19 protein-coding genes and 1 pseudogene are annotated in these 21,508 nt (G+C 61.8%); 11 read left to right on the top strand and 9 right to left on the bottom strand.

What is annotated here, in order from left to right; translation table 11 throughout:
- Positions 1 to 11: 11 nt before the first annotated feature.
- The 4 genes from HWX53_RS12775 to HWX53_RS12760 all read left to right on the top strand — a co-directional run bounded on the left by HWX53_RS12775 (position 12) and on the right by HWX53_RS12760 (position 2,489).
- Positions 12 to 413 carry a DUF3175 domain-containing protein gene (locus tag HWX53_RS12775; RefSeq protein ID WP_175941290.1) on the top strand — a complete coding sequence of 134 codons (402 nt, stop codon included), beginning with the start codon at positions 12 to 14 and terminating at the stop codon, positions 411 to 413.
- 77 nt (positions 414 to 490) lie between these two features.
- Entirely contained in the window at positions 491 to 658 is a 168-nt protein-coding gene (locus HWX53_RS12770; protein ID WP_175941287.1) for a hypothetical protein, read from the top strand.
- 51 nt (positions 659 to 709) lie between these two features.
- The gene (locus tag HWX53_RS12765) at positions 710 to 1,987 is read left to right on the top strand and encodes a sorbosone dehydrogenase family protein (protein ID WP_175942398.1); all 1,278 of its coding nucleotides are present in this window, start codon (positions 710 to 712) and stop codon (positions 1,985 to 1,987) included.
- A gap of 1 nt (position 1,988) precedes the next feature.
- Positions 1,989 to 2,489, top strand: a complete 501-nt coding sequence (locus HWX53_RS12760; RefSeq protein WP_175941284.1) for a hypothetical protein — start codon at positions 1,989 to 1,991, stop codon at positions 2,487 to 2,489.
- Positions 2,490 to 2,496: 7 nt separating this feature from the next.
- Here the strand turns inward: HWX53_RS12760 and HWX53_RS12755 are convergent, their stop codons facing one another.
- Entirely contained in the window at positions 2,497 to 4,695 is a 2,199-nt protein-coding gene (locus HWX53_RS12755; RefSeq protein ID WP_175941281.1) for a hybrid sensor histidine kinase/response regulator, read from the bottom strand.
- A 320-nt stretch (positions 4,696 to 5,015) separates the two neighbouring features.
- Positions 5,016 to 6,218, bottom strand: a complete 1,203-nt coding sequence (locus HWX53_RS12750; protein WP_175941278.1) for an ammonium transporter — start codon at positions 6,216 to 6,218, stop codon at positions 5,016 to 5,018.
- Between the two features lie 394 nt (positions 6,219 to 6,612).
- Here HWX53_RS12750 and HWX53_RS12745 point away from each other — a divergent pair, with 394 nt between their 5' ends.
- From HWX53_RS12745 to HWX53_RS12735, 3 genes are all read left to right on the top strand, one after another.
- The gene (locus HWX53_RS12745) at positions 6,613 to 8,877 is read left to right on the top strand and encodes a TonB-dependent siderophore receptor (protein ID WP_175941276.1); all 2,265 of its coding nucleotides are present in this window, start codon (positions 6,613 to 6,615) and stop codon (positions 8,875 to 8,877) included.
- Between the two features lie 70 nt (positions 8,878 to 8,947).
- The gene (locus HWX53_RS12740; RefSeq protein WP_175941273.1) at positions 8,948 to 9,634 is read left to right on the top strand and encodes a Fe2+-dependent dioxygenase; all 687 of its coding nucleotides are present in this window, start codon (positions 8,948 to 8,950) and stop codon (positions 9,632 to 9,634) included.
- A gap of 400 nt (positions 9,635 to 10,034) precedes the next feature.
- Positions 10,035 to 10,421 (top strand): host attachment protein, encoded by a 387-nt coding sequence (locus HWX53_RS12735; protein WP_347879156.1) that lies wholly within the window; start codon positions 10,035 to 10,037, stop codon positions 10,419 to 10,421.
- Between the two features lie 37 nt (positions 10,422 to 10,458).
- Here HWX53_RS12735 and HWX53_RS12730 read toward each other — a convergent pair whose 3' ends face one another.
- Entirely contained in the window at positions 10,459 to 11,844 is a 1,386-nt protein-coding gene (locus HWX53_RS12730) for an FAD-binding oxidoreductase (protein ID WP_175941263.1), read from the bottom strand.
- A gap of 214 nt (positions 11,845 to 12,058) precedes the next feature.
- Here HWX53_RS12730 and HWX53_RS12725 point away from each other — a divergent pair, with 214 nt between their 5' ends.
- Entirely contained in the window at positions 12,059 to 12,589 is a 531-nt protein-coding gene (locus HWX53_RS12725) for a hypothetical protein (RefSeq protein WP_175941261.1), read from the top strand.
- Between the two features lie 68 nt (positions 12,590 to 12,657).
- On the opposite strand, the gene HWX53_RS12720 is transcribed toward HWX53_RS12725, so the two are convergent.
- Together HWX53_RS12720 and HWX53_RS12715 are read right to left on the bottom strand one after the other, a co-directional pair.
- Positions 12,658 to 13,146 carry an LEA type 2 family protein gene (locus HWX53_RS12720; RefSeq protein ID WP_244140139.1) on the bottom strand — a complete coding sequence of 163 codons (489 nt, stop codon included), beginning with the start codon at positions 13,144 to 13,146 and terminating at the stop codon, positions 12,658 to 12,660.
- 54 nt (positions 13,147 to 13,200) lie between these two features.
- On the bottom strand, positions 13,201 to 13,707 hold the full coding sequence (locus HWX53_RS12715; RefSeq protein ID WP_175941258.1) for a metal-dependent hydrolase: 507 nt from the start codon (positions 13,705 to 13,707) through the stop codon (positions 13,201 to 13,203).
- Between the two features lie 230 nt (positions 13,708 to 13,937).
- Between HWX53_RS12715 and HWX53_RS12710 the strand changes: the two genes are divergently transcribed.
- Positions 13,938 to 14,444: a M48 family metallopeptidase gene (locus HWX53_RS12710; protein WP_175941256.1), complete on the top strand. Its 507-nt coding sequence runs from the start codon at positions 13,938 to 13,940 to the stop codon at positions 14,442 to 14,444.
- Between the two features lie 3 nt (positions 14,445 to 14,447).
- Here the strand turns inward: HWX53_RS12710 and HWX53_RS12705 are convergent, their stop codons facing one another.
- The 3 genes and pseudogenes from HWX53_RS12705 to HWX53_RS12695 form a co-directional block, all read right to left on the bottom strand.
- Entirely contained in the window at positions 14,448 to 15,128 is a 681-nt protein-coding gene (locus tag HWX53_RS12705) for a 4'-phosphopantetheinyl transferase superfamily protein (RefSeq protein ID WP_175941254.1), read from the bottom strand.
- 717 nt (positions 15,129 to 15,845) lie between these two features.
- Positions 15,846 to 16,517: pseudogene (locus tag HWX53_RS12700) on the bottom strand (ShlB/FhaC/HecB family hemolysin secretion/activation protein); the annotation flags it as partial.
- Positions 16,518 to 16,751: 234 nt separating this feature from the next.
- The gene (locus HWX53_RS12695) at positions 16,752 to 17,300 is read right to left on the bottom strand and encodes a hypothetical protein (RefSeq protein ID WP_175941251.1); all 549 of its coding nucleotides are present in this window, start codon (positions 17,298 to 17,300) and stop codon (positions 16,752 to 16,754) included.
- Between HWX53_RS12695 and HWX53_RS12690 the strand changes: the two genes are divergently transcribed.
- A complete protein-coding gene (locus HWX53_RS12690; protein WP_175941249.1) occupies positions 17,268 to 17,696 on the top strand; it encodes a hypothetical protein in 429 nt (142 codons plus the stop codon). The genes HWX53_RS12695 and HWX53_RS12690 overlap by 33 nt on opposite strands.
- Positions 17,697 to 18,069: 373 nt before the next feature.
- Positions 18,070 to 18,567, top strand: coding sequence for a hypothetical protein (locus tag HWX53_RS12685; protein ID WP_175941247.1), 498 nt, complete (start codon positions 18,070 to 18,072; stop codon positions 18,565 to 18,567).
- Between the two features lie 986 nt (positions 18,568 to 19,553).
- Here HWX53_RS12685 and HWX53_RS12680 read toward each other — a convergent pair.
- Positions 19,554 to 21,329 (bottom strand): S-layer family protein, encoded by a 1,776-nt coding sequence (locus HWX53_RS12680; protein WP_347879155.1) that lies wholly within the window; start codon positions 21,327 to 21,329, stop codon positions 19,554 to 19,556.
- Positions 21,330 to 21,508 lie beyond the last annotated feature (179 nt).

Raw genomic sequence — 21,508 nt, 5'->3', positions numbered from 1 at the left:
GAGGAACCGTCATGGCGACGGCAAGCAAGACTAAGAAGACCGGAGCTAGCGCGGGCAAGCGCAGCACCACACGGCAGCGCCATACGCTCGCGAGCGATCACAAGAAATCCGGAAGCAAGAAAGCGCAGTCCGACAATTCGACGCACCGCTGGTCGCATCATGTGATGGAAACGAGCGACGCGATGGATATTCAGCGCGACATCTTTAAGAACGGCAACGCCGAAGAAATCGCGCAGTCGCTCAAACGCTCGTCGACCGAGAGCAAACGGCGCAAGGGCACGCCGTTCCAGTCGGCCATGTCGATGCTCAACTTCTATATCAATCGCGCCGGCCGCAACTTGCCGAAGACGCGGCGCAATACGCTCGAGCAAGCGAAGCGGCACTTGCGCGAAGCATTCGGACGCAAGCCCTGAAGACGAACGCGCCGCTTGCCACGTCACCGCGGAATACTCTTTGCTTCTTGCTAAGGCATACAACCTAGGAGACAGTCATGGCGCAAGAACCTCCTCTCAGTCCGGGCGATGAAGCAGAGCCCGGCGCGCCGGGCACCGGCGAAGACATCTGTCCCGACTGCAACGGCACAGGCAAGCAAGACGGCGGCGATTGTCCCACGTGCGACGGCACGGGAAAGATCGTGCAGGGCATCGGCGGAGGCTGATGGATGGCGCTCTCCGACGCGCGCAAGTGCCTACGCGTGACGCTCGTCGCGATGCTGGCCGTCTCGTGCAGCATCGCGCTCGCGGATGACTACCCGACCGACTTCGGGCCCGATCCCGCGCTTCCCGCGCCGCGCCGCGCGTTGTTGCCGACGGTGAACATCGCGCCCGCGAAGCAGTGGGCGCAAGGCCAGAAGCCGATATCGCCTGCGGGCTTCGACGTGACCGCTTTCGCGTCCGGGCTCGATCATCCGCGCTGGATCATCACGCTGCCCAACGGCGACGTGCTCGTGGCCGAGAGCAACGCCCCCGCCGAGCACGATACGAACTCGGGCATCAAGGGCGCCGTCATGAAGAAGGTGATGAAGCGCGCGGGCGCGGGCATGGCGAGTCCCGATCGCATCGTGTTGTTGCGCGATGCCGACGGCGACGGCGTCGCGGAAACACGGAGCGTATTCATCGATCATCTTCATTCGCCCTTCGGCATGGCGCTGGTCGGAGATGATCTTTATGTCGCCGATACCGATGCCGTGCTGCGCTTCAAGTATCGGACAGGCGAAACGACGATCGAATCGACGGGCGAGAAATTTATCGACCTGCCCGCGGGACCGATCAACCATCACTGGACCAAGAACATCATCGCGAGTCCGGACGGCAAGCGGCTGTACGTGACGGTCGGCTCGAACAGCAACGCGGCGGAGAACGGCATCGAGGCGGAGAACGGGCGCGCGGCCATCATGGAAGTAGATATCGCGAGTAGACAGACTCGTCTCTATGCAACGGGGCTTCGCAATCCGAACGGAATGTCGTGGCAGCCGCAAACCGGCGCGTTATGGACCGCCGTGAATGAGCGCGATGAACTCGGCAACGAACTTGTTCCCGACTACATGACCGCAGTGAAGGACGGTGCGTTCTATGGCTGGCCCTATAGCTATTACGGCCAGCATGTCGATGATCGCGTGAAGCCGCAACGCGCGGATCTGGTCGAATCGGCCACCGTGCCTGACTATGCGCTCGGCGCGCATACGGCCTCGCTCGGTCTCGCGTTCTACGACGCAAAAGCCTTCCCGCAGCACTACTGGAACGGCGCCTTCATCGGTCAGCACGGGTCGTGGAATCGCAAGCCGAGAAGCGGTTATAAGGTCATCTTCGTTCCGTTCCAGGATGGCAAGCCTTCCGGTCCGCCCGAAGATATCCTGACCGGTTTTCTTTCGGCAGACGGGCATGCGCTTGGTCGTCCTGTCGGCGTGGCCGTGGACCACACAGGCGGCCTGCTGGTCGCAGACGATGTAGGCAATACGGTATGGCGGGTCGCGCCCGCAGCGAAATAACATGGCCGCCCGCAAATCCGCATCGAAGGCAAGCGCTGCCCCGAAGACGAGTCTCTTTGCGCTTGCCGAACGGCAGATCGTCGGCTTATACGATGCCGGCGTGCTCTCGCCTGCGGTGCTGCAACATGTGATCGCGGCGTATGCCGGGAGCGGCATCGACTGGAACGAAGCTGGCACGCTGCATACCGTCGACGATCACACCGTGCAGGAAGCGGTCGTGCTCATCATGATGCCGGGCCGCGCCCTTAAGTCCGCGCAAAAGGACTTCGTCTCCGTCATGGAGCATCTTGCAGGCGCCGGACAAGCGACCGCCGCGCCCGCGCAAGACGACGCGGAAGCAGACGAAGAAGCCACTGACGACGAAGACCTGCTCGATCAGCTCGGCGGCAAGCGCACGAATGCGCGCCGCGCGAAAGCATCGGCCGACGAGGAAGCGTCGACAGAGAAGCGCCGGTCGTTCAATCCTCTCGTCGGCGCGCGCCCCATGCCGAAGCATAAGTAACGTTCACTCAGTGCGGCACCCCGTCCATGATGAGATCGCGCAAGTCGTCCATGTCGAACGGCTTCGCGAGAATCGGCACGCCCAGATGCTTCGCGCGTTCGATCTCGTCCGCATAGCCCGTCATCAGCACGAGCTTTTGCGAAGGCAGCCGCTTCGTGATCTGCTCCGCGAGGTCGATGCCGTTCATCCTGCCGGGCATCTGCACGTCTGACAGCACCAGATCGAAGCTGTAGCCCTCGCCCATGAGCGCGAACGCCGCATCCGCGCTTTCCTCGTGATGCACGGTGCATCCGAAGACTTCGAGCACCGCCATGACGCCCGCCGCGACGTCGGTGTTGTCTTCCACGAGCAGCACCGACATGCCTCGGAACGGATGGTCGTCGTCCGCCACTTGCTGCGGTTTGGCCGGCGGCTTCTCCTTCTCCATCTCGACGGGTTTAGCCGCAGCCGCCGTTACCGGTCCGTGATGCCTCGGCAGATAAAGCCGAACCGTGGTGCCGGCGCCCGGCACGCTCGTGATGCGCGCGCTGCCGCCCGCCTGCTCGCACGCGGCCAGCACTTGCGAGAGTCCAAGACCCGTGCCCGCGCCGCGTACCTTGGTCGTGAAGAGCGGTTCGAACGCGCGGCGCAACACGGCTTCGCTCATGCCTTCGCCGTTGTCCGTCACGGAAATGAGCACGTATTCGCCATCGGGCAGATCCGTTTCCGCGCCACGCAGCCGCGCGTTTTGACAGCGAATGACGATGCGCCCGCCATGCGGCATCGCCTCGCTCGCGTTCGCGACGATGTTGACGAGCGCCAGTTCGAGTTCCACGGCATCGGCCATGATGGGCCACACGTCCGCTGAGAACTCGACCGTCAGCGAGACCGACGGATGCACCGCGCGCTTCACGATTTCAAGCATGCTTCTGATCCACGCGGCGGGATCGATGACTTCCTGCTTCAGCGGATGCTTGCGCGCGACGCTCATCAGCCGCCGCGCAAGCGACTCCGCGCCGGCGGTTGCGCGTTCGACCGCGAGCACTTCGCTCTCGACATCGTTGAAATGCTTGCGCCGTGCAAGGGCCATATTCGCCGACACGACCATCAGCAGGTTATTGAAATCGTGCGCGACGTTCGCCACCAGATTGCCGAGCGCGCCCATGCGCCGCAACTGCCGCGTCGATGCTTCGACGGACAGCCTCGTCGCGACTTCCGCCTGCCAGCGTTCCCACGCGACGCGCTCCGCATCGAGCCGGCGAATGGAGAACGCGATGAGAAGCCATACGGCCATGCATGGCAACGCCGCGATCGCTGCGACGAGCGCGAGGTTCTGCCGCCAGCGCGCGCGCACGACCGACGTCGCATAACCGGTCGCCACATAGAGCGGAAATTCGCCGACACGCCGGTACGCAAGCACGCGCTCGACGTGATCGATGGTCGATGTCATGCGCACGCGTCCGAAGAGCTCGTTGTTGCGAAACGCGTCGGTGAAGGGCGTGTTGTTCGCGGCTTGCGACGACGCGGGGCTCGGCGGATAGCGCACGAGAATGCCGCCATCGCGCCGATAAAGACCGATTACGAGCGCTGAGTCGCCCGCTGCGATCTCGCGATAGAAGTCGACGAAATAATCGCGATTCAGCGCAATCGACACGACGCCGAGAAACTGCCCGTTGTGGCTGATGCGCCCCATGGTCGTCGTGAACACGTCCGATTGCGCGACCTTGCCGCGCAACGGCAATGAGAAGTAGGTGACGGGCGCGAACGCGCGGGCCGAAAGGAAGTCGTCGCGCTCGGCAATCGACACGTCCGGCGCAGGATACCGGCGGCTGTTCACAAGCAGCGCGCCGTTCGCGCCGAAGACCGAAATGGCCGCGACCTGCGCGAGCGTGCCGCTCATGTCGTCGAGCGCGCGATGCAAGGCTTCTTCGCGCAACTTGACGTCCGCGTCGCCACTGTCGCCCAGCATGTCGACGACGCGTGTCTCCAGTTGCTGATTCAGGTCCAGCACTTTGAGCGCGTGTTCGTTCGCGACGCGCGCGAGCCGCTCGGTCAGGTCGCCGGCCTCGGCGAACCGGCGCTGGTAGTCGTAATAGCCGTAGATAGCGAGACAGGCAAGCGGAACGGCGACAGACGCGGCCAGGACGAGCAGCAGCACGCGTCGCGTCAACGAGAAGTTGCGCGACGGAAGCGGCAAATCGAAGGACCCGGTCTCTGTAGGATTCAAGCTCTCGGCCTTGTTGGGGATCGGCCGGTATATCGTAACCGGCGCGCACTCATCGGCATAGCAAGCCGACCGTGACCGGGCCGCGATTCTCGTCAATCGGAGGTTCTGCGTCAATCAGGCAAAGCACGCGTCGCTTTGCCGGTTCGGCGCCGGTCATGTCGGAGCGGTCGCTTTCAGCGAAGCGCATGCCCGGGCCTTTTCCCCCGTTTTGCGCCGGCTCGCGGCAAGTTGCTGATCCGGGCGGCGGCGGCATGCAAAATGCCAATGCGGCGCATCTTGCATGCAATCCGGCGCTGACGGCCGGAGGGCGAACTGCGACCTCAGCCGGCCATTTCTCGATCCGGCGTCGACGAGATGCGATGGATGGCCAGGTCCGCGCCGTTGAACTCGTCCTCGCGGTCGAGGCGCAGTCCCACCGTCATCTTGATGACGCCGTAGACGGCAGCGCCGCCCGCGAGCGCGAGCAAGACCGCGCCGATGGTGCCGATGCATTGCGACCACATCGACACGCCGCCGATGCCGCCGAACGTCTTCTGCCCGAAGACGCCCGCCGCGATGCCGCCCCACGCGCCGCAGAGACCATGCAGCGGCCAGACGCCGAGCACGTCGTCGATTCGCCAGCGGTTCTGCACACACGTGAACATCTGCACGAACAGCACGCCCGCCACCGCTCCGACGATCAACGCGCCGAGCGGATGCATCACGTCGGACCCGGCGCATACCGCGACCAGTCCGGCCAGCGGACCGTTGTAGGCAAAGCCCGGATCGTTGCGCCCCGCGACCCACGCGGCGAGCGTGCCGCCGACCATCGCCATCAGTGAATTCACCGCGACCAGACCGCTAATTTTGTCGACCGTCTGCGCGCTCATCACATTGAAGCCGAACCAGCCGACCGCCAGAACCCACGCACCGAGCGCGAGAAAGGGAATGCTCGACGGCGGGTGCGCGGCGATGCGTCCATCCTTGTGATAACGACCGTGGCGCGGCCCGAGCAGCAGCACTGCCGGCAACGCGACCCAGCCGCCGAACGCGTGCACGACGACGGAACCGGCGAAGTCGTGAAACGGCGCACCGAAAGCCTGCGTGAGCCACGACTGAACGCCGAACCGTTCGTTCCACGCGATGCCTTCGAGCAGCGGATAAATGAACCCGACGATCACGCAGGTCGCGAATAGCTGCGGGTTGAACTTCGAACGCTCGGCGATGCCTCCCGACACGATCGCCGGCACCGCCGCCGCGAACGTCAAGAGGAAGAAGAAGCGCACGAGCGCGTAACCGTTGTGCTGCGCGAGGACGTCGGCTCCGTGCATGAACTGCACGCCATACGCAATGTTGTAGCCGATGAAGAAGTACGCGAGCGTGGACACGGCGAAGTCCACGAGGATCTTCACGAGCGCGTTCACCTGATTCTCGCGCCTGACCGTTCCGAGTTCGAGGAACGCAAAACCTGCGTGCATGGCAAGGACCATGGCGGCGCCCAGCAATAGGAACAGCGTGTCGGTACCGGATTGAAGTGCCTGCATGTCGGCGGACGTTTTAAAAAAACGGCGACATGTGCAATATCCGGGCCATCTGCGCATTTTGTGTGCAGCTCCGTGTGCGAAAGCTGTGCGGCCGCTTATACACAGTGCAGTCCGCAATCTGCACGTGCAGCGCTTTCGTCTCATCTTGGTGCAAATGGCCTCTTGATGCGCATCGAATGTGCATTCAGCGCACTCGATGGTGCATGCAAGATGCAAAGCGGCATCGCTGGCTTGAGCCTGTAAACCGATCAGGTACTTACAAAAACTTGTCACATTGTGTAATGATACTGATTCTCATTTAGCACCGCTGACGCGCGGATGCAGGTGAAGCAGGACGAACGGACAGCCGGTCCGTCGTCGTTCCGAATTCATTAACAAAATATCGGGGAACGATATGCTGAGGAAAACGCCGCTCGCCGCGGCCTTGGTGAGTATGGCTGCCATGCCGATGGCCGCGCCGCTCTACGCGCAAACGGCAACAGAAAGCACGCGAGCCGCCGCCTCCGTTCAGAGCGGCTCCGCAGATAGCACCAACGGCGCCGCAAGCGCGAACGCGGATTCCGCCACGGCGGCGCCTGAAACCGCCGCTCTGCCCGCCGTCAAGGTGACGGGACAAAGCGACACGTCGCGCGACTTCCAGCCCGAAGTATCGAGCGTCGGCGCAAAAGTGCCCGCCGCATTGCGCGACATCCCGCAGGCAGTCGTCGTCGTGCCGAAAGCGGTTCTGCAGTCGCAGGCGGTTAGCTCTTTCTCGGACGCGCTGCGCAACGTACCGGGCGTCACGCTCGGCGCAGCGGAAGGCGGCCAGATCGGCAATAACATCAACTTGCGCGGCTTCACCGCGCGCACCGATATCTATCTCGACGGCTTTCGCGACCGCGGCCAGTACTATCGCGATACGTTCAACCTCGAATCCATCGACGTGCTGTATGGGCCGTCGTCCCTTTATTTTGGGCGCGGCTCGACAGGCGGCGTCATCAATCAGGTGAGCAAGCAGCCGGAGCTGAAGCCGCGCGCCGATGTTTCCGTGCAGGCGGGCACGCACGACCGCTACCGCACGACCGTCGACATCAATCAGCCGATGACCGAGACTTCCGCGTTTCGCATCAACGCGTTCGGTCAGGATCTGGGCTCGACTCGCGACCAGATGAAGAGCAAGGATTACGGCGTCGCGCCGGAAGTGAAGTTCGGCATCGGCACGCCGACGCAAGTGACCCTATCCGCCCTCATTCAGCACAACCGCGATCAGCCCGACTACGGCATTCCGCCGCTCAACGGGCATCCGGCACCGGTCGATACGAAGACGTTCTATGGCTTCACCGATGACCGCACGATTCAGGACGTGCAAACGCTTAACGCACGCGTGGAGCACCGCTTCAACGATGTCTTCACGCTGCGCAATCAGACGCAATTCAGTCACTACAGCACCGAAGCGCGCGCGACGAACGCGGCCGCCGTGCTGACCGGACCGCTCAACACGTCCACTGCGTTGACCAACGGAAACTACACGACGCTGCCCCTCTCTTCGCTTTACGTGCGCCTTCAAGGCAAGGACCGCAATATCAACGACCACTCGGTGTACAACACGACCGACTTTGAAGGCAAGTTCGCGACGGGCTTTCTCAAGCACGACATGCTCGTCGGCGTCGATCTGAGCCACGAGACCTATAGCAACCAGACGTTCACTGCCACCACGCCGGGCCTGTCGTCCAATACGCTCGCTATCGTGCCGCTCGTCGATCCGACTTATACGACGCGCCCGTCGAATTATCGCGAGGTCGCCACCAATCTCGCGGAATCCAGCGCGAACGGCATCGGGCTCTATCTCAACGACACTATCTCGATCGGCGAGCATTGGAAGTGGATTGGGGGCGTGCGTTGGGACCGCTATGAAGCATCGATCCATAACTCGATCAACGCACCGCGCTATGCCACGCAGACGAACTACTTCACGAGCGTGCGCACCGGCATTGTGTGGCAACCGACCGAATGGCAGTCGTATTACGTGTCGTATGGCACGTCGTTCAATCCGTCGCTCGAAGCGCTTACGCTTACCAACAACCAGCAGAACACGCCGCCCGAGAAGAACCGTTCGTATGAGATCGGCTCGAAGTGGGACTTGCTGAACGGCGGGCTTTCGGTGACGCAGTCGCTCTTCAACATCGAGAAAACCAACGCGCGCACGCAGGTCTCCACCGGCGAATACACGCTCGATGGCGATGTGCGCGTGCGCGGCTATCAACTCGGCGTCGCGGGCCACATCACGAACAAGTGGCAGGTGTTCGGCGGCTATACGTACATGGACGGCACCGTACAGAAGGCGCTCGACGGCACCACCGGCCACACGCTCGCCAACACGCCGCATCACATGCTCACGCTGTGGTCCACGTATAACGTCACGCCGAACTGGGAATTTGGCGGCGGTCCATCGTATGTGTCATCGCGCTATGCGGCCAACAACAACCTCGTGCAGGTCGGCGGCTATACGCGATGGGATGCAATGGCCGCGTATCATCAGAAACGCTACGATATCCAGTTGAACGTGCTGAACTTGACCGACAAGAAGTACTACGACGCCCTGATTCCGTCCGACGGCGGGCGCGCGGTGCCGGGCCTTGGCCGCACGTTCCTCGCGACGTTGAATTACCGCTTCCGCTGATGCACCTTTGACCATAAGCGCGCGTCACTTGCACGTTGGCGCGCGCAGTGACTCACACCGAGCCCACGCAATGATTCTTTCGATACCGGGCGTCTTGAGCGCCGAAGACGCCGCCGCCATGCGCTCGCGCCTCGAAGCCGACACCGACTCATGGGTCGACGGCCGCGCCACCGCAGGTTATCAAGGCGCGCCCGTCAAACGCAATCAACAGATTGCCGAAGGCTCCGCCATCGCCCGCGAAATGGGCGATGTGATCGTCGGTGCGCTCGAACGTCATCCGCTTTTCATCAGCGCGGTGCTGCCCAACCGCGTGTATCCGCCGCTTTTCAATCGCTATGAAGGTGGCATGCATTTCGGCAGTCACGTCGATGGCGCCATTCGCATCGTGCCGGGCCACGGCGCACGCGTTCGCACGGACGTATCGATCACGCTCTTTCTGTCGCGCCCTGAAGATTACGACGGTGGCGAACTCGTCATCGAAGACACGTACGGCGTGCAGGAAGTGAAGCTCCCCGCGGGCCATGCCATCGTGTATCCGGCAACGAGCCTGCATCAAGTGCGTCCAGTCACGCGCGGCGCGCGCGTGTCCAGCTTCTTTTGGGCGCAAAGCCTCGTACGCGACGATGCGCAACGCGCGCTGCTTTTCGATCTCGACAACTCGATACAGCGTCTCAATGCGACGAATGGCGATGAAGCCGCGAAACGCTCGCTCGTCGGCTGTTATCACAACCTGCTGCGCATGTGGAGCGAAACGTGAGAATCTGAGCGGAGTCATTGGCGGCAATTGCAGCAAAGGAACGGCATCTTGAACAGTCGCGCAATTCCAAGCGACTACGAAAGCGCCAGTGAATATCAATAAGCTCGGCGGCGCTCGCAAGCCTCGGTCCGCCTCCGACGCTCACGCACTGCCGGGATAAGCCGGTCATTGCGGTTTCTACGAAACCGGCGCCAACGCGCCCGTTTGTCCTATCGGGGCAAGGCGCCCTCTGTATCAAGATATGCTGCGCGACTATTACCGCGACGCACAAGCGCGCGGCGGCCATCCTCCCTATTAGCTGTAGCGGCCGTTTGCACTACATGAACGCTTCGCGCAAACCCGGCGCCATGCTGCAACGCCGCAGCACGTCGGGCTGTTGAGCGTCGCGAATCGGCGCACAATGGCGCGAGCGTCGCTCGAAGCCGGGCGAACAGGAGGAAGCATCATGACCGCCATTACGTGGGTTCTTGCCGCCGACGAGCATCGCGCCCGCATCTTCGAAACGCGCGGACTCAAAGTCGATCTTCAGCAAGTCGAGGACATTAGGAACACCGCTCGGTCGCGCAATGAGGCAAGCGACAAAGACCGCGAGACATTCGCTCGATCCATTGCTTCGTATCTTGACCACGCGAGGCAGCAGCATCGCTTCAATCGATTGCGTCTTGCCGTGGACGCAAGATTCCTCGGCGTGCTGCAAGCGTGCTTGAGCAGCGAAACGCGCATGCTCGTTTATGACGACAACGGCAAAAGCGCTCTGAGCGAGCAGCGCTACGTCGAACGTCGATGAACGACGCGCGCCGCTCAATCGCGCGGCGCGCCGACAGTTAGCCAGGCTGGATGTTCTGATTACTGCGGAACACGTTCTCCGCATCGTAACGGCGCTTCACTTCTGCGAGCCGCTCGTAGTTCGGTCCATAGGCCGCTTTCACGCGATCACCCTCGTCACCCGTCAGGAAATTCACGTAGACGCTGCCCAGCGCATGCGGCGTCAGCGCGGTAAACATGTCGCGCGCCCATTGCGTGCAGGTGTCGTCGTCCGCAGCTTCGGTCCAGCGACCGTGTATGTTGATGGTGAATACCGAATCGCGATTCGCGTAAGCGGTCGCATTCGCGGGAACGCGGTTGGTCTGGCCGGCCATCGCGCCGATGAAGATCTCGCAATGCGGCGACGGCAACGCCTTCACGGCATCCGTGAGAATGCGCAACGTCTCGTCGTCGAGCGCGGCGAAGTTGTGAGACTTCCAATAATTGCGCGCGCCGGGTGTCAGCAATGGATCGAACGCCTTCTGCCATGCGGTAAAAGGCATCGGGCCGAGATGCTCGCCGTACGGCGTGCCGAATTCACGCACGGTCTGCAGCGCCTCGGGACCGCGCCCGATGTCACCGATATAGCAGCACGCAAGCGCAATGACCGGCTTGCCATGCACGTCGGCCGGCAAGAACGGTAGTGGGGGCGCCAGGCGCAGGACCGCCCATACCGTCAGGTCGTCAGGCGCGTCGGCGATGAACGCGCGATATTTCGGCAACACCTGATCCGCCTGTTCGAGCGGATACACGACGAGCCCGCCATAAATCTGCGGCCCGACTTCGTGCAAGCGGAATTCGAACATCGTCACGATGCCGAAGTTGCCGCCGCCGCCGCGCAGCGCCCAGAAAAGGTCTGGCTCGGATTCCGCGCTGACGCGGCGCCACTGGCCGTCTGCCGTCACGATGTCCGCGGCGACGAGATTGTCCACCGTCACGCCATATTTGCGGCTGATCCACCCGAAGCCGCCGCCTAACGTGAGGCCCGCCACGCCCGTCGTCGAGTTGATGCCGAGCGGCGTCGCGAGACCGAAGGCCTGTGCTTCGTGATCGAAGTCGGAGAGCAGCGCGCCCGGCTCGACATAGGCGCGTTTCGCTTGCGGATCGATACGTACGGACTTCATCGCGGACAGGTCGATCATGAGTGCATCGTCGCTCACCGCGCTGCCCGCGATATTGTGCGCGCCGCCGCGTATCGAAAGCAGCGCGCCGTGTTCGCGCGCGAACCCGAGCGCTGCGATCACGTCGGCCGTTCCCGCGCAACGCACGATGAGCGCCGGGCGCCTGTCGATGGTTGCGTTCCATACTTTGCGTGCTTCGTCGTAGTCGGAGTCGTCGGGCGAAATGACTTTGCCGCGCACGGCGGATTTGAGCGTGTCGATTGCGTCGACCGGGAAGTTGATCATGGATGACCTCGCTGCATGAGAAGCGCGCCGCGACGTGCCCGACCTGCCATCTGGAACGTGAAAGCGCAAGAATTCTGCTTCGCGCGCCACCGACGCTAAGCATCGGAGAGGAAGCGGATTGCGATGACGGACGGCTTCGTCCGCTCGTTGATTAAAGTCTTGCGATTACGAAATGTAAAGACGAGGAGCCGCAATTTCGCGCACGATATCTAGCATGCATCGGCCAAAGTTTCCGAAACCGCGCGTTGTGATAGGCAGTACTCCTTTCATTGCTTCGCACGCCTTACTTCATGCGCCGTTAAACATCCGTTGCTTACATCGGGCGCCGTCACTTAGCGCCGATCTGCGAAACATTGTTGAATGTCCTTACACCAAAGCAACAGGCGTCAACGCGTGGCCAATGGGAGCGTTTGTTTGGGCATTGCGGATCATCCGGTCCACAATGTTCACAGTAAGGAAGTTCGACATGAAAAAGCTGTTTGCTGCTGCTCTCATCGCCTGCCTGTCGGCGGGTGCATTCGCCAAGTCACACGAAGCCGAGCGCCATCTGCGACTCGAGCGCAAGGAGCACCGCGAGCGCGTCGACGAAGCACGCGAGCGCGATGCCCGCAACGAACGCGATGCGCGTGCGGCGCGTGAAGAACACAAGCATGAGGAAGAGATCGCCCGTCACGACGCAGCGCCGGGCAACGCGCACGTCGAATTCCACCACGACGACGCAAACGGCCTGCACGTCACGCACTAGGCGCGTGCATTAACGAGCCGTTGATTAAACGAGCGCCTTCGGGCGCTCGTTGCATGTGCAGTGACAGATTAATAGCCGAAAGCGCCGCTTCCGGTCGGAAAATCGATCGTGCCCTGGTCGGAGAAGCGCGCGCCGCCGAACGGCCCGCCCGCAAGACGACCACGCGCGACGTACGACACCTTGGTCACCTCGTCGCCGCTCACGTAGCCCAACGCTTGCCGCGCGACCGACCACGCCGACACCGTCACCGGCACGGACACGACCAGTTCGCCGAAACGCGGCACGGATCCGCGCTGCGGACTCACGCCGCTCGCGAAAGCGCGGCCGTTCACATCCAGATCGAGCGCGACGCCGTCGAAGTCGATCGACGTATCGTTTGGATTCTGCACGCGCAGCTTGACGGCGAAGCGCATCTCGAGCCCCTGCCCTTCGAGCGGCTCAATGCCTGCAACGCTGACGCGCAACGCATCGCGGTTCATGAAGCCCGCGCATCCGCCGAGCATGAGCGTGACCAAAACGAAGAGGACGAGAAAGATGCGGTTTCGCGCTTGATTCATATGCATGGGTCGAGGTCCGGTAGCGTGGTGAGAACTGGCAGGATTCTATTGCGATCAGACGCGCAACGCGTTGAGCAGCATGCGGCCATACGCATGATGAAACCAGACACCGTCGGCGACATAAAGTGCCGCGATCCACGCAGCGCCGACGACGATGAGGTCGCAATGCCCGCTCGTCCACAATCTCAACGAATGGCGTCCACCAATCCAGGGGACGCCGAGCGGGTTCGGCCAGTCCGCCAGCAAATGCATGATGCCGCCGCACGCGAAACCGAATGCGAACGGCACGGCGGGGTGCTTCGCGAGCAGATGCCACGACAACGCCAGAAGCGCGGCCCAGCCCACGCCCCAATGCGTGAGCGTGCGATGCGTGATCCACAGCTTGCGCTTGCGGGTCCACCACGCCACTTCGAGCCAGTCCGGCGCGGTCGCCCCGATCACGCCGCCCAGAACGGCGAGCGCGCAGGCGAGATAATCGACGCCTGCCGCCTTCGTGACCAGCGCCGCCGCGATGATTCCCGCCGCCCATCCCGTCGCATGATGGGCCTTGCTCGATGCCATGTGAACCTGCCTTGAACCGCTTGCTTAAGAAAGCGCGCATATTCGCACGGCGCATGCTTCAGTGTGCGGCGCGATACACAAACTTACGCAATTGCGTGCGCTGGAACACCATTCGCACGGCGCGGCGGCGAGCTCGCGCGTCTATGACTAAAATGACTAATGGCAGCGTTGCGCGACTACCGGCGCGCGTCGACGTATCCCGCCAAGGCCCTCTACCCTCGTCAGCCGTCATGCAACACCTGAAATACCTGAGCGCCTACCCGAGCACGCTTCAGGAAAAGGTGCGCCGACTCATCGCCCAGCAGCAGCTCGGGCCGTATCTCGACGCACGCTATCCCTCGAAGCATGCCATCCAGTCGGACCGCGCGCTGTATCAGTACTGCGCCGATCTGAAGAACGAATTTCTGCGCGTAGCACCGGCCATCGACAAAGTTTGCTATGACAGCAAGCTCGACGTGCTCCGGCACGCGCTCGGCCTGCATACCGCCATCTCGCGCGTGCAAGGCGGCAAGCTCAAGGCGAAGAAGGAGATTCGCATCGCGTCGCTGTTCAAGGACACGGCGCCCGAATTTCTGCGGATGATCGTCGTGCACGAACTCGCGCATCTCAAGGAGAGCGACCACAACAAGGCGTTTTATCGCCTGTGCGAGTTGATGCAGCCGGGCTACCATCAGATCGAGTTCGATCTGCGTCTGTATCTCACGCATCGCGATCTGATGCGCAATCACACGGTCTGACGCTCACTCGGCCGACCACGCCAGCGCGGCCGCATAGCCTCGAGGCACGGCGAGCGATACAGCGCGATACGCGCCTGCTTCATTGGACAACGCATAGCGCGCGCCATCGCGCGGCAGGACCGAAAAGCCGTGCATCCCCAACGCCTGGCTGCCGATGCCCACGCCATGCGCCTTCAGCACCGCCTCTTTGGCGGTCCAGCATGCGAAGAAAGCGTCGGGCTGATCGGCTTGCGGCAGGGTGTCGATGACGCGCTGGTCTGCAGCGTGCAGAACGGTCGCTTGCAGTTCGCGCCAGTCGAATGAATGCCGCGCCTCTTCGATATCGACACCCACGCGCCGCTCGAATGACATCGCGATTAATCCAAGCGCGCCCGAATGGGCGATGTTGAGATCGGGGGCGTTGGGGATGGCGAGCGTGGGGCGGCCGTTCGCGTCCGAGACAAGCGCGAGACTCGCGGGCGAGCCACCCAGTTGAGCGGCGAGCAGGCGGCGCAGCGCCGCGCGCATCGTGGCGAAGCGGGCGGCGTCTTCATGTCGCAGGAAGCGGGCTGCGCGTTCGAGTTCGTCGGGATGCAAGACGCCGTCGCCTGCTTCCCGCAACGACGCGCTCAGATCGATGTCGACGAGCCACGCCCGGACGTCGGCGGGGGATTCGGTCGACAGCGGTGTGCATGGCGGGGTCATTTGGTCAACGTATGCAATATGTACGGGCGCGATCCAGTGAACGATGCAGAAGGCAGCGGAAGCCGGCGTTAACCAAGGATGCACTAATAGCCCTCAAAATGGCCGACTCTGTCGGTCATTGCGAGATTTGCATTCTTCATACGTCGTCGGCTTTAGATGCGAGCCTCGTGAATCGTATCAAGCGCTTCCGCCATAGGTGCGGCTCTATGCTTCGTTCGCTAGGCTTTCGGCCTTGCGTTTCCCGCTTTTGCCTGGGCGCGCATCGTAAGCGATAGCCGTCCAGCAGTCTCGCTAACGCGCCCTACCCACGCCGCACCACGCTGGGCCACCAACGCCATTCAGCGCTCGCGGATTCGGACAGCCAAGGCTGCAAATCGCTGACCGTCATTGCATGGCGTTCGCAATGGTGACCCGGTAGCGGGGACGATAGCCCCGGCGATCGCGAGTCATGTCACGTGAGCCAGGTCGCTCGACGCGGCCTCGCGGCGTCAGTAGGCGATTCTCGTACGGTCGCGGTCAGGCGCCGGGCCACCCGTGGAAGCTCGATGCAGTTTCCGCTCCGGCGCAGTCGTCTCATGCCGTTCGAGCCTGGCGGCCGCTGCTTCGTCGCCCGGCGTTGCCCGAGCGCAGCGCCAAGCGTAGCGGCCGGCCAGCGGCCCGTTGGCTGCGCTCGTGGCCTTTCGGCAGCGACGGTAGGGCTGACGCATCCCTGTGACCTTAGAACTGAGCGGTCATCTGGAAACCGACTGTCACGCGTGACGTATTCAACGTGGCTGGCTTGTAAAGCGGCGTGCCGGCGAACAGGTCGTAGCTGAAGCCGGCATACTTCGACGGTACGCCCCCTCGAATACCGATCACCGCGCCGACGAGTTGCGTCCCTGCAAGAAAGGCCGTGTTCGGTCCGAATACGTGGCCGTAGTCGATGCCCGCGTATAGCGTCTGTCCGCTCTTGCCAAGCGGCGCTTGCAGTTCGTTGCGCCAATAGAAACCCTTCTCGCCCGCCAGCATCTGCTCACCATCGAAACCGCGCACGGTGTATCGACTGCCGATGGTTATATCGTCGAGGTAGAACAGCGTGTCGTTCGTGTATTGACCGTGGAACGTCGTCACGTATCGAAGCGGTTGAGATGCGATTGCGAATGGCACGGACAGGTTCGCATCCAGCACAGCCATGTGAAACAGGTAGGTCGGACCTGTTGGCTTCGTTGCGGGCGTCGGCGCAATGTTGGCATCTGCCGGCTGCGAGGGATCCCCTGTTGCGCCGAAATCGTTAATGCCTTGCCGATACGCGAGCGTGCCGTCGAATTGCGCCCCGCCGAAGTAATGGCGATCGGTCAGCCCCGTTTCGAAGAATGTGTTGTTGCGATGCTGGAGCACGATCTCCGTATCCTGATAATGAATCTGTCCAGGACGTTGGCCAGGGTTCGGATTTTCCACGTCAATTCGCTCTTTGCCGTCTCCTTTCCAAATAGTTTTGCTAGGGAACTGTGCTCCGTCTGCACCGAGCATCGTCTTGACGGAATCGATCCAGCCATTCACCGTATCGACGATTGGCGTAAAGATTGTATCGTTGGCCAACTGCTCCGGGATGGGCGACGCATGCACGCCCGCGTTTGGATCAAGCTACACCGCCGGATCAGCGATCACGCCATCGCCCTTATTGCCCGTCAGCCATTCCAGCCCGGGTATTTTGAACGGTGCCTTCGCATCGCCCGGCGTGAACATCGGCGGCAGCGGCAGCGCCACCTGATTATTCTGCACCTCGATCTGCGCCGCACCCGCCGCCGTCGCAGTCTCCGCCCCGCTCGCCCCCATGCCTGCGGCCACACCAGCCACCAGGCTGTTCACCAGATTCTCACGCGCCAGCCGATCGTCTGCCGACATATCTTTCGTCGGTCCAAGCAAGCTGCCGATCACACTGCTGGCCGCCGCGCCCATCGCGCCGGCTCCGCAGTTGCCACTGGCCGCCGCCGCACCCGCGCATCCCACGATCGCATGCAGCGCCGCGCGTGCGCTCTCGCTGTCCAGGCCATCGGCTATACGAGAAACGGCGCGAACGTCTTCAGCTTGGGCGATATCGCCATCGGCGGCGACGCCACGCGCGATTCGAACGGCCCGCTCGTCAATCGTGCGAATACGGTGACGAACGATCAGTCGACGATCGAAGCGCAAGGCAATCTCGAAGTCGCTGCAAACACGCTGAACAACACGCGGCCCGCGCCCACAGTAGAAACAGTGACGACGGATGTCGACTCGCTGCACCAGACCAAGCGCGCGAAGTACATGCCGTGCGGCACGGGCGGCCCGGACAGCCACACGTCCTGCACGCAGGAAGTCTGGGACGACTATTACAGCAAGCCGCGCAACGATACGTTCAGCGCCTCCGACATCGTGTCGAGCACGAGCGGGCCGAACGCGGTCGATCGCTCGGTGGTGGTGAACATCAACGGCACGCCCACGACGCTCTACTACAACACGCTCACGACCAACGTCGACGGCACCATCAGAACCACCGACTTAAGGCGGACGAAAGACCGGGCCATGAGAACGTTGCGGGAAATGATGTGACTGACACGCACCTGAACATTCTGCCTACCGCAGGCGGTCCAATGTCAGGAGATGCGCAGCCAGACACTTACACTGCGGGTGGCGGGCCGTTGCCAGCGGCAGGCATGGCGACGGATTGGACAAGCATCACAAAAGGGATGAGCACTCCAAATGCTGCGATTGGTCTAACGCGCGAGGAATTCGAACAGAGTCTGCTTATGAATGGGTTCACTGCCGATCCGAAAGGCGGTCCCAAGGATGTGACTGTGTATAGCAATGGCAACGTCCAGTACACTGTCCGCAATAACGCGACGTCGACAGGCGGTCCGTCGGTTGACTATCGAGTTGACGGCAAGACCGTGAGCAAGCTTCGACTTAAGTAGAGGAGAATTTCATGGGTTATGTCACTGACTCAGCGCTCTTCAACCGCCTGCTCGAACAGGTGAAATCGTTCGCCGATATTTCGGAGGCTTCCGGAGCGTCCGGTTTGTCGATCCGCTCTATCGACTGGATCGAGTTCAATGTCAGAGGTTTTTGGCCATATATCGTCGAACTGGCAAAACGCAGCTCAGACGATACTATTTATTTCGTCGACGTCGAGAAGGCGGCCGACGATTCATTCTATCGTGCATGCGGGAAGTTCCCGGCAGTGTCGTTATCGACTGGGATGACTGAGGAGGAGTACACGACTGCTCTGTATGAAACGCCCGGTGGAAACCTAAGCCAGGCATTCGCTCCAACATTTACGGACGCCTATTTCATGATTCCCGCGTCTGGTGCCTGGAGAGTATTCGGAGACTCGGACACAGAGCAGGGCAAGGTGATTTCAACGGTCGGATTGCCGCCCGACGAACTGTTCCCGCATGACTTTCTTGATGCGCCCAACGCCTAAGCGTCATATACAGTTAAGACCGTGAAACACCCGGAAGGACGGTTGATCAGTACACGGATGTCACACTTTCGCGCGGTACCTTCGTAATTGGAGCCGCGCCGGGACAATCGGCTTACTACACAACGCTTAGCGGATTCAATGGGACTGATGGGAGCGCGCAAAGCTACTATCAAGCTTTGCAAACACAGCCGAACTTAACCAATCCATCTTATCCACCGTATCGCAGCGGTGTTACCGTCTACAGCGTGAACTCGAATACAACGGCAGCTTACAGCGCCGCAACGCTTGCCAATTCGCAGCACGGCCCCGGCGGTGCACCTCAGCTATTCATACCTAGCTACAAAGAGTCGTTAGCTCGCATGTTCTCGATTCCGCTCAAAAAGTAGACTCATGAACCAAGTAATAGATATTCATGACGGAAGTATTACCCTATCAAACGGGCTCTGGCTTGAGCAAAACATGCCGGTGGGCCCCGTACTTTCTGCCAACGTAGCAGTGGTGCACAACATTGATATGGGCACAGGGTGGCGAGCCCTTGCGCTCTCGCCCCTTACGCTTTTGGGAAGGCCAGCAAGCATTGCTTTGTACTTCCATCACGAACAGTTGAGGCAGGTGCGGTTCTCCCTGCACCCGGACGGTGGCGTATCTGCGGTAGACGTCCAAGCGCAGAACGACGCTGCGTTGCGAGCGTTATGGGGCTCCCCACACAGGCAGGATTCGCAGAACCGGACATACGACTTTACTTGGGGCGACGTTACGTCTTCTATAGATCCTAGAATGGGGCAAGCCGTAATTGTTCTCTCGTGGAAGTAAGTCTAGATGACGTTCAGTAGAAGGCTGCAGGTCCTGCTCAAGGGCGCGTCGGTGAGCGCGGGCAAGGACATGACGGTCGTCGCGGGCGGCAATCTGATGGCCACGAGCGTCACCGATAGCGCGAAGGTCGACGACGTCTATCACAGCAAGAAGCGCAGCCAGGAAAGCCACGATTACGACGAGCAAGCGGTTGGCACCAGCTTCTCGGCGGGCGGCAATGCGACGCTGGCGGCTGTTAGCACGGACAAGAGCAAGGGCAACGTGACGCTGTCCTTGGTATCGACGGTGCCGTACGAGATGCCGATGCCCGCCGTGCCGAAGCCCGTGGTCTTCTTCTCGTGAAATTCGTGCGAGCTGTTGGTGTCCTCCGACGTCGTGATCGTCAAGTCATGGGACGCTGCGAGACTGACATCGTTCGTGCCCGCGACCGTCGAGCCCTTGACGCTCACGTCATGGCCCGCATTGATGTTGACCGAATCACCCGACACGGTGCTGCCCACGCCGATGTTCGACTGCGTGTTTTGCATGTCATCGGTCGTGGTCTTGTGCAGCGAACTACCGCGTTCGGCGTGCACGTAGCTGTAGCTGTCGTGCTCCTCGCGCGCTTCGTTGAGCGTGACATCGCCCGTTGCGACGATGTTCGCCGCGCCTGTCTCAGTGGTAAGCGTCGAGCCGGTGAGCGTCACGTTGCCCTTACTCTTGTCCGCGCTCACCGCCGCGAGCGTCGCATTGCCACCCGCCGAGAAGCTCGTGCCAACCGCTTGCTCGTCGTAGTCGTGACTCTCTTGACTGCGCTTCTTGCTGTGATAGACGTCGTCGACCTTCGCGCTATCGGTCACGCTTGTCGCCGTCAGATTGCCGCCAGCGACGACCGCCATGTCCTTGCCCGCGCTCACCTGCGCGCCCTTGAACGTGGCGTCGTTGCCCGACTGCATCGCGAGACTGTCGCCCGCGCTGATGCCGCTGGTCTCGTTCACCGTGCTCTCGCGGTTCGCGTAACGATCCGCGCGATACGTCGTCGATTGCGATGTCGTCGACTGCACCGCATCGACCACGATGTCATGCCCGGCCGTGATCTGCGCGTTACCGCCTGCGCTGATATTCGCGCCGTGCACCGTCAGATCGTGACCGGCCGCGACCACCATGTCGCCCGTCGAGGCGATCGTGCCTTGCGCGCCGACCAGCGTCTGATTCACCTTGCTGCTGCCCGCCGCCGAGCTCACGCCGACCGCATCGGTGAGTGTCGTATTGACGATGTCGTTGCCCGCCAGCACCGCCACGCGGTTGCCCGAGATGCGGCCCGAGGCGTTGATGACGTCGTTCGTCGCGGAAATGACCGTCGTGCCATTGCTACCGATACTACCGCCACGATTCAGAATGTCCGTGCCGGTGATGACCGTCTGCGTGCCGCCCTTGATCACGCCGCTGTTCGTAACGCTGCCGGTCGCGTGAATCTCCACATCGTCGGCGCTGATGAGTGCGCCGGTCGGCTGAAGATCGTTCGCATGCGCCTGCGCCATGTAGACCACGGGCGCGAGCACATGCTGCACGCTGCCATCGGGCAAAGTCACCGTCTGATCGACCAGCCACACGATGTCCCTCGTGAGCGCATCCATCTGCGCAGCCGAGAGCGCCATGCCGGGCCTGAGATTGAACTGCTGCGCGAAGTTCACGCCGTTGTTCATCAACGCGCGATACTCGTCCTCGTTGTTCGTATAGCCTTCGAGATACACGCGACCGGTCAGTTGCGTGATCTGATTGCGCACGAGTTGCTCTTCGTAGAGGCCATCGCCCAGACGCTTCTCGATGTTCTGCGGATCAAGGTTCAGCGCCTTGAGCATGTAGTCGCTGGAGATGAAGCTCGTGTAGCTCGTCAGGCGCGGATCGGTGGCGATCAGGTAGGCCGCGTTCGGCGACGTGTTGTAGTGATACAGCCCGTTGGTCGGCAACGGGATGTTTAACGAGCCGGTCGGCCCCGCGACAGACTGCGGTGCGTTGACGGTCGCGCCGTTGCCGGTTGCTGTAGTAGTCGTTCCAGACTTCTTGCGTGCAGGACGTGTGGCTATCGGGGCCGCCCGTGCCGCAGGGCATGTACTTCGCGCGCTTCGTCTGGAAGAGCGTCTCGACA

The organism is Caballeronia sp. BCC1704, assembly GCF_902833455.1.
In the GTDB taxonomy this organism is placed as follows: Bacteria; Pseudomonadota; Gammaproteobacteria; order Burkholderiales; family Burkholderiaceae; genus Caballeronia.
This window is presented reverse-complemented; position numbering and strand designations above follow the sequence as displayed.

What these genes read in the sequence shown, in the direction of transcription:
- HWX53_RS12775 (WP_175941290.1), top strand. Translation starts at nt 12, where the DNA reads ATGGCGACGGCAAGCAAGACTAAGAAGACCGGAGCTAGCGCGGGCAAG.
- HWX53_RS12770 (WP_175941287.1), top strand. Translation starts at nt 491, where the DNA reads ATGGCGCAAGAACCTCCTCTCAGTCCGGGCGATGAAGCAGAGCCCGGC.
- HWX53_RS12765 (WP_175942398.1), top strand. Translation starts at nt 710, where the DNA reads ATGCTGGCCGTCTCGTGCAGCATCGCGCTCGCGGATGACTACCCGACC.
- HWX53_RS12760 (WP_175941284.1), top strand. Translation starts at nt 1,989, where the DNA reads ATGGCCGCCCGCAAATCCGCATCGAAGGCAAGCGCTGCCCCGAAGACG.
- HWX53_RS12750 (WP_175941278.1), bottom strand. Translation starts at nt 6,218, where the DNA reads ATGCAGGCACTTCAATCCGGTACCGACACGCTGTTCCTATTGCTGGGC.
- HWX53_RS12745 (WP_175941276.1), top strand. Translation starts at nt 6,613, where the DNA reads ATGCTGAGGAAAACGCCGCTCGCCGCGGCCTTGGTGAGTATGGCTGCC.
- HWX53_RS12740 (WP_175941273.1), top strand. Translation starts at nt 8,948, where the DNA reads ATGATTCTTTCGATACCGGGCGTCTTGAGCGCCGAAGACGCCGCCGCC.
- HWX53_RS12735 (WP_347879156.1), top strand. Translation starts at nt 10,035, where the DNA reads ATGGCGCGAGCGTCGCTCGAAGCCGGGCGAACAGGAGGAAGCATCATG.
- HWX53_RS12730 (WP_175941263.1), bottom strand. Translation starts at nt 11,844, where the DNA reads ATGATCAACTTCCCGGTCGACGCAATCGACACGCTCAAATCCGCCGTG.
- HWX53_RS12725 (WP_175941261.1), top strand. Translation starts at nt 12,059, where the DNA reads ATGCATCGGCCAAAGTTTCCGAAACCGCGCGTTGTGATAGGCAGTACT.
- HWX53_RS12720 (WP_244140139.1), bottom strand. Translation starts at nt 13,146, where the DNA reads ATGAATCAAGCGCGAAACCGCATCTTTCTCGTCCTCTTCGTTTTGGTC.
- HWX53_RS12715 (WP_175941258.1), bottom strand. Translation starts at nt 13,707, where the DNA reads ATGGCATCGAGCAAGGCCCATCATGCGACGGGATGGGCGGCGGGAATC.
- HWX53_RS12710 (WP_175941256.1), top strand. Translation starts at nt 13,938, where the DNA reads ATGCAACACCTGAAATACCTGAGCGCCTACCCGAGCACGCTTCAGGAA.
- HWX53_RS12705 (WP_175941254.1), bottom strand. Translation starts at nt 15,128, where the DNA reads ATGACCCCGCCATGCACACCGCTGTCGACCGAATCCCCCGCCGACGTC.
- HWX53_RS12685 (WP_175941247.1), top strand. Translation starts at nt 18,070, where the DNA reads ATGGGTTATGTCACTGACTCAGCGCTCTTCAACCGCCTGCTCGAACAG.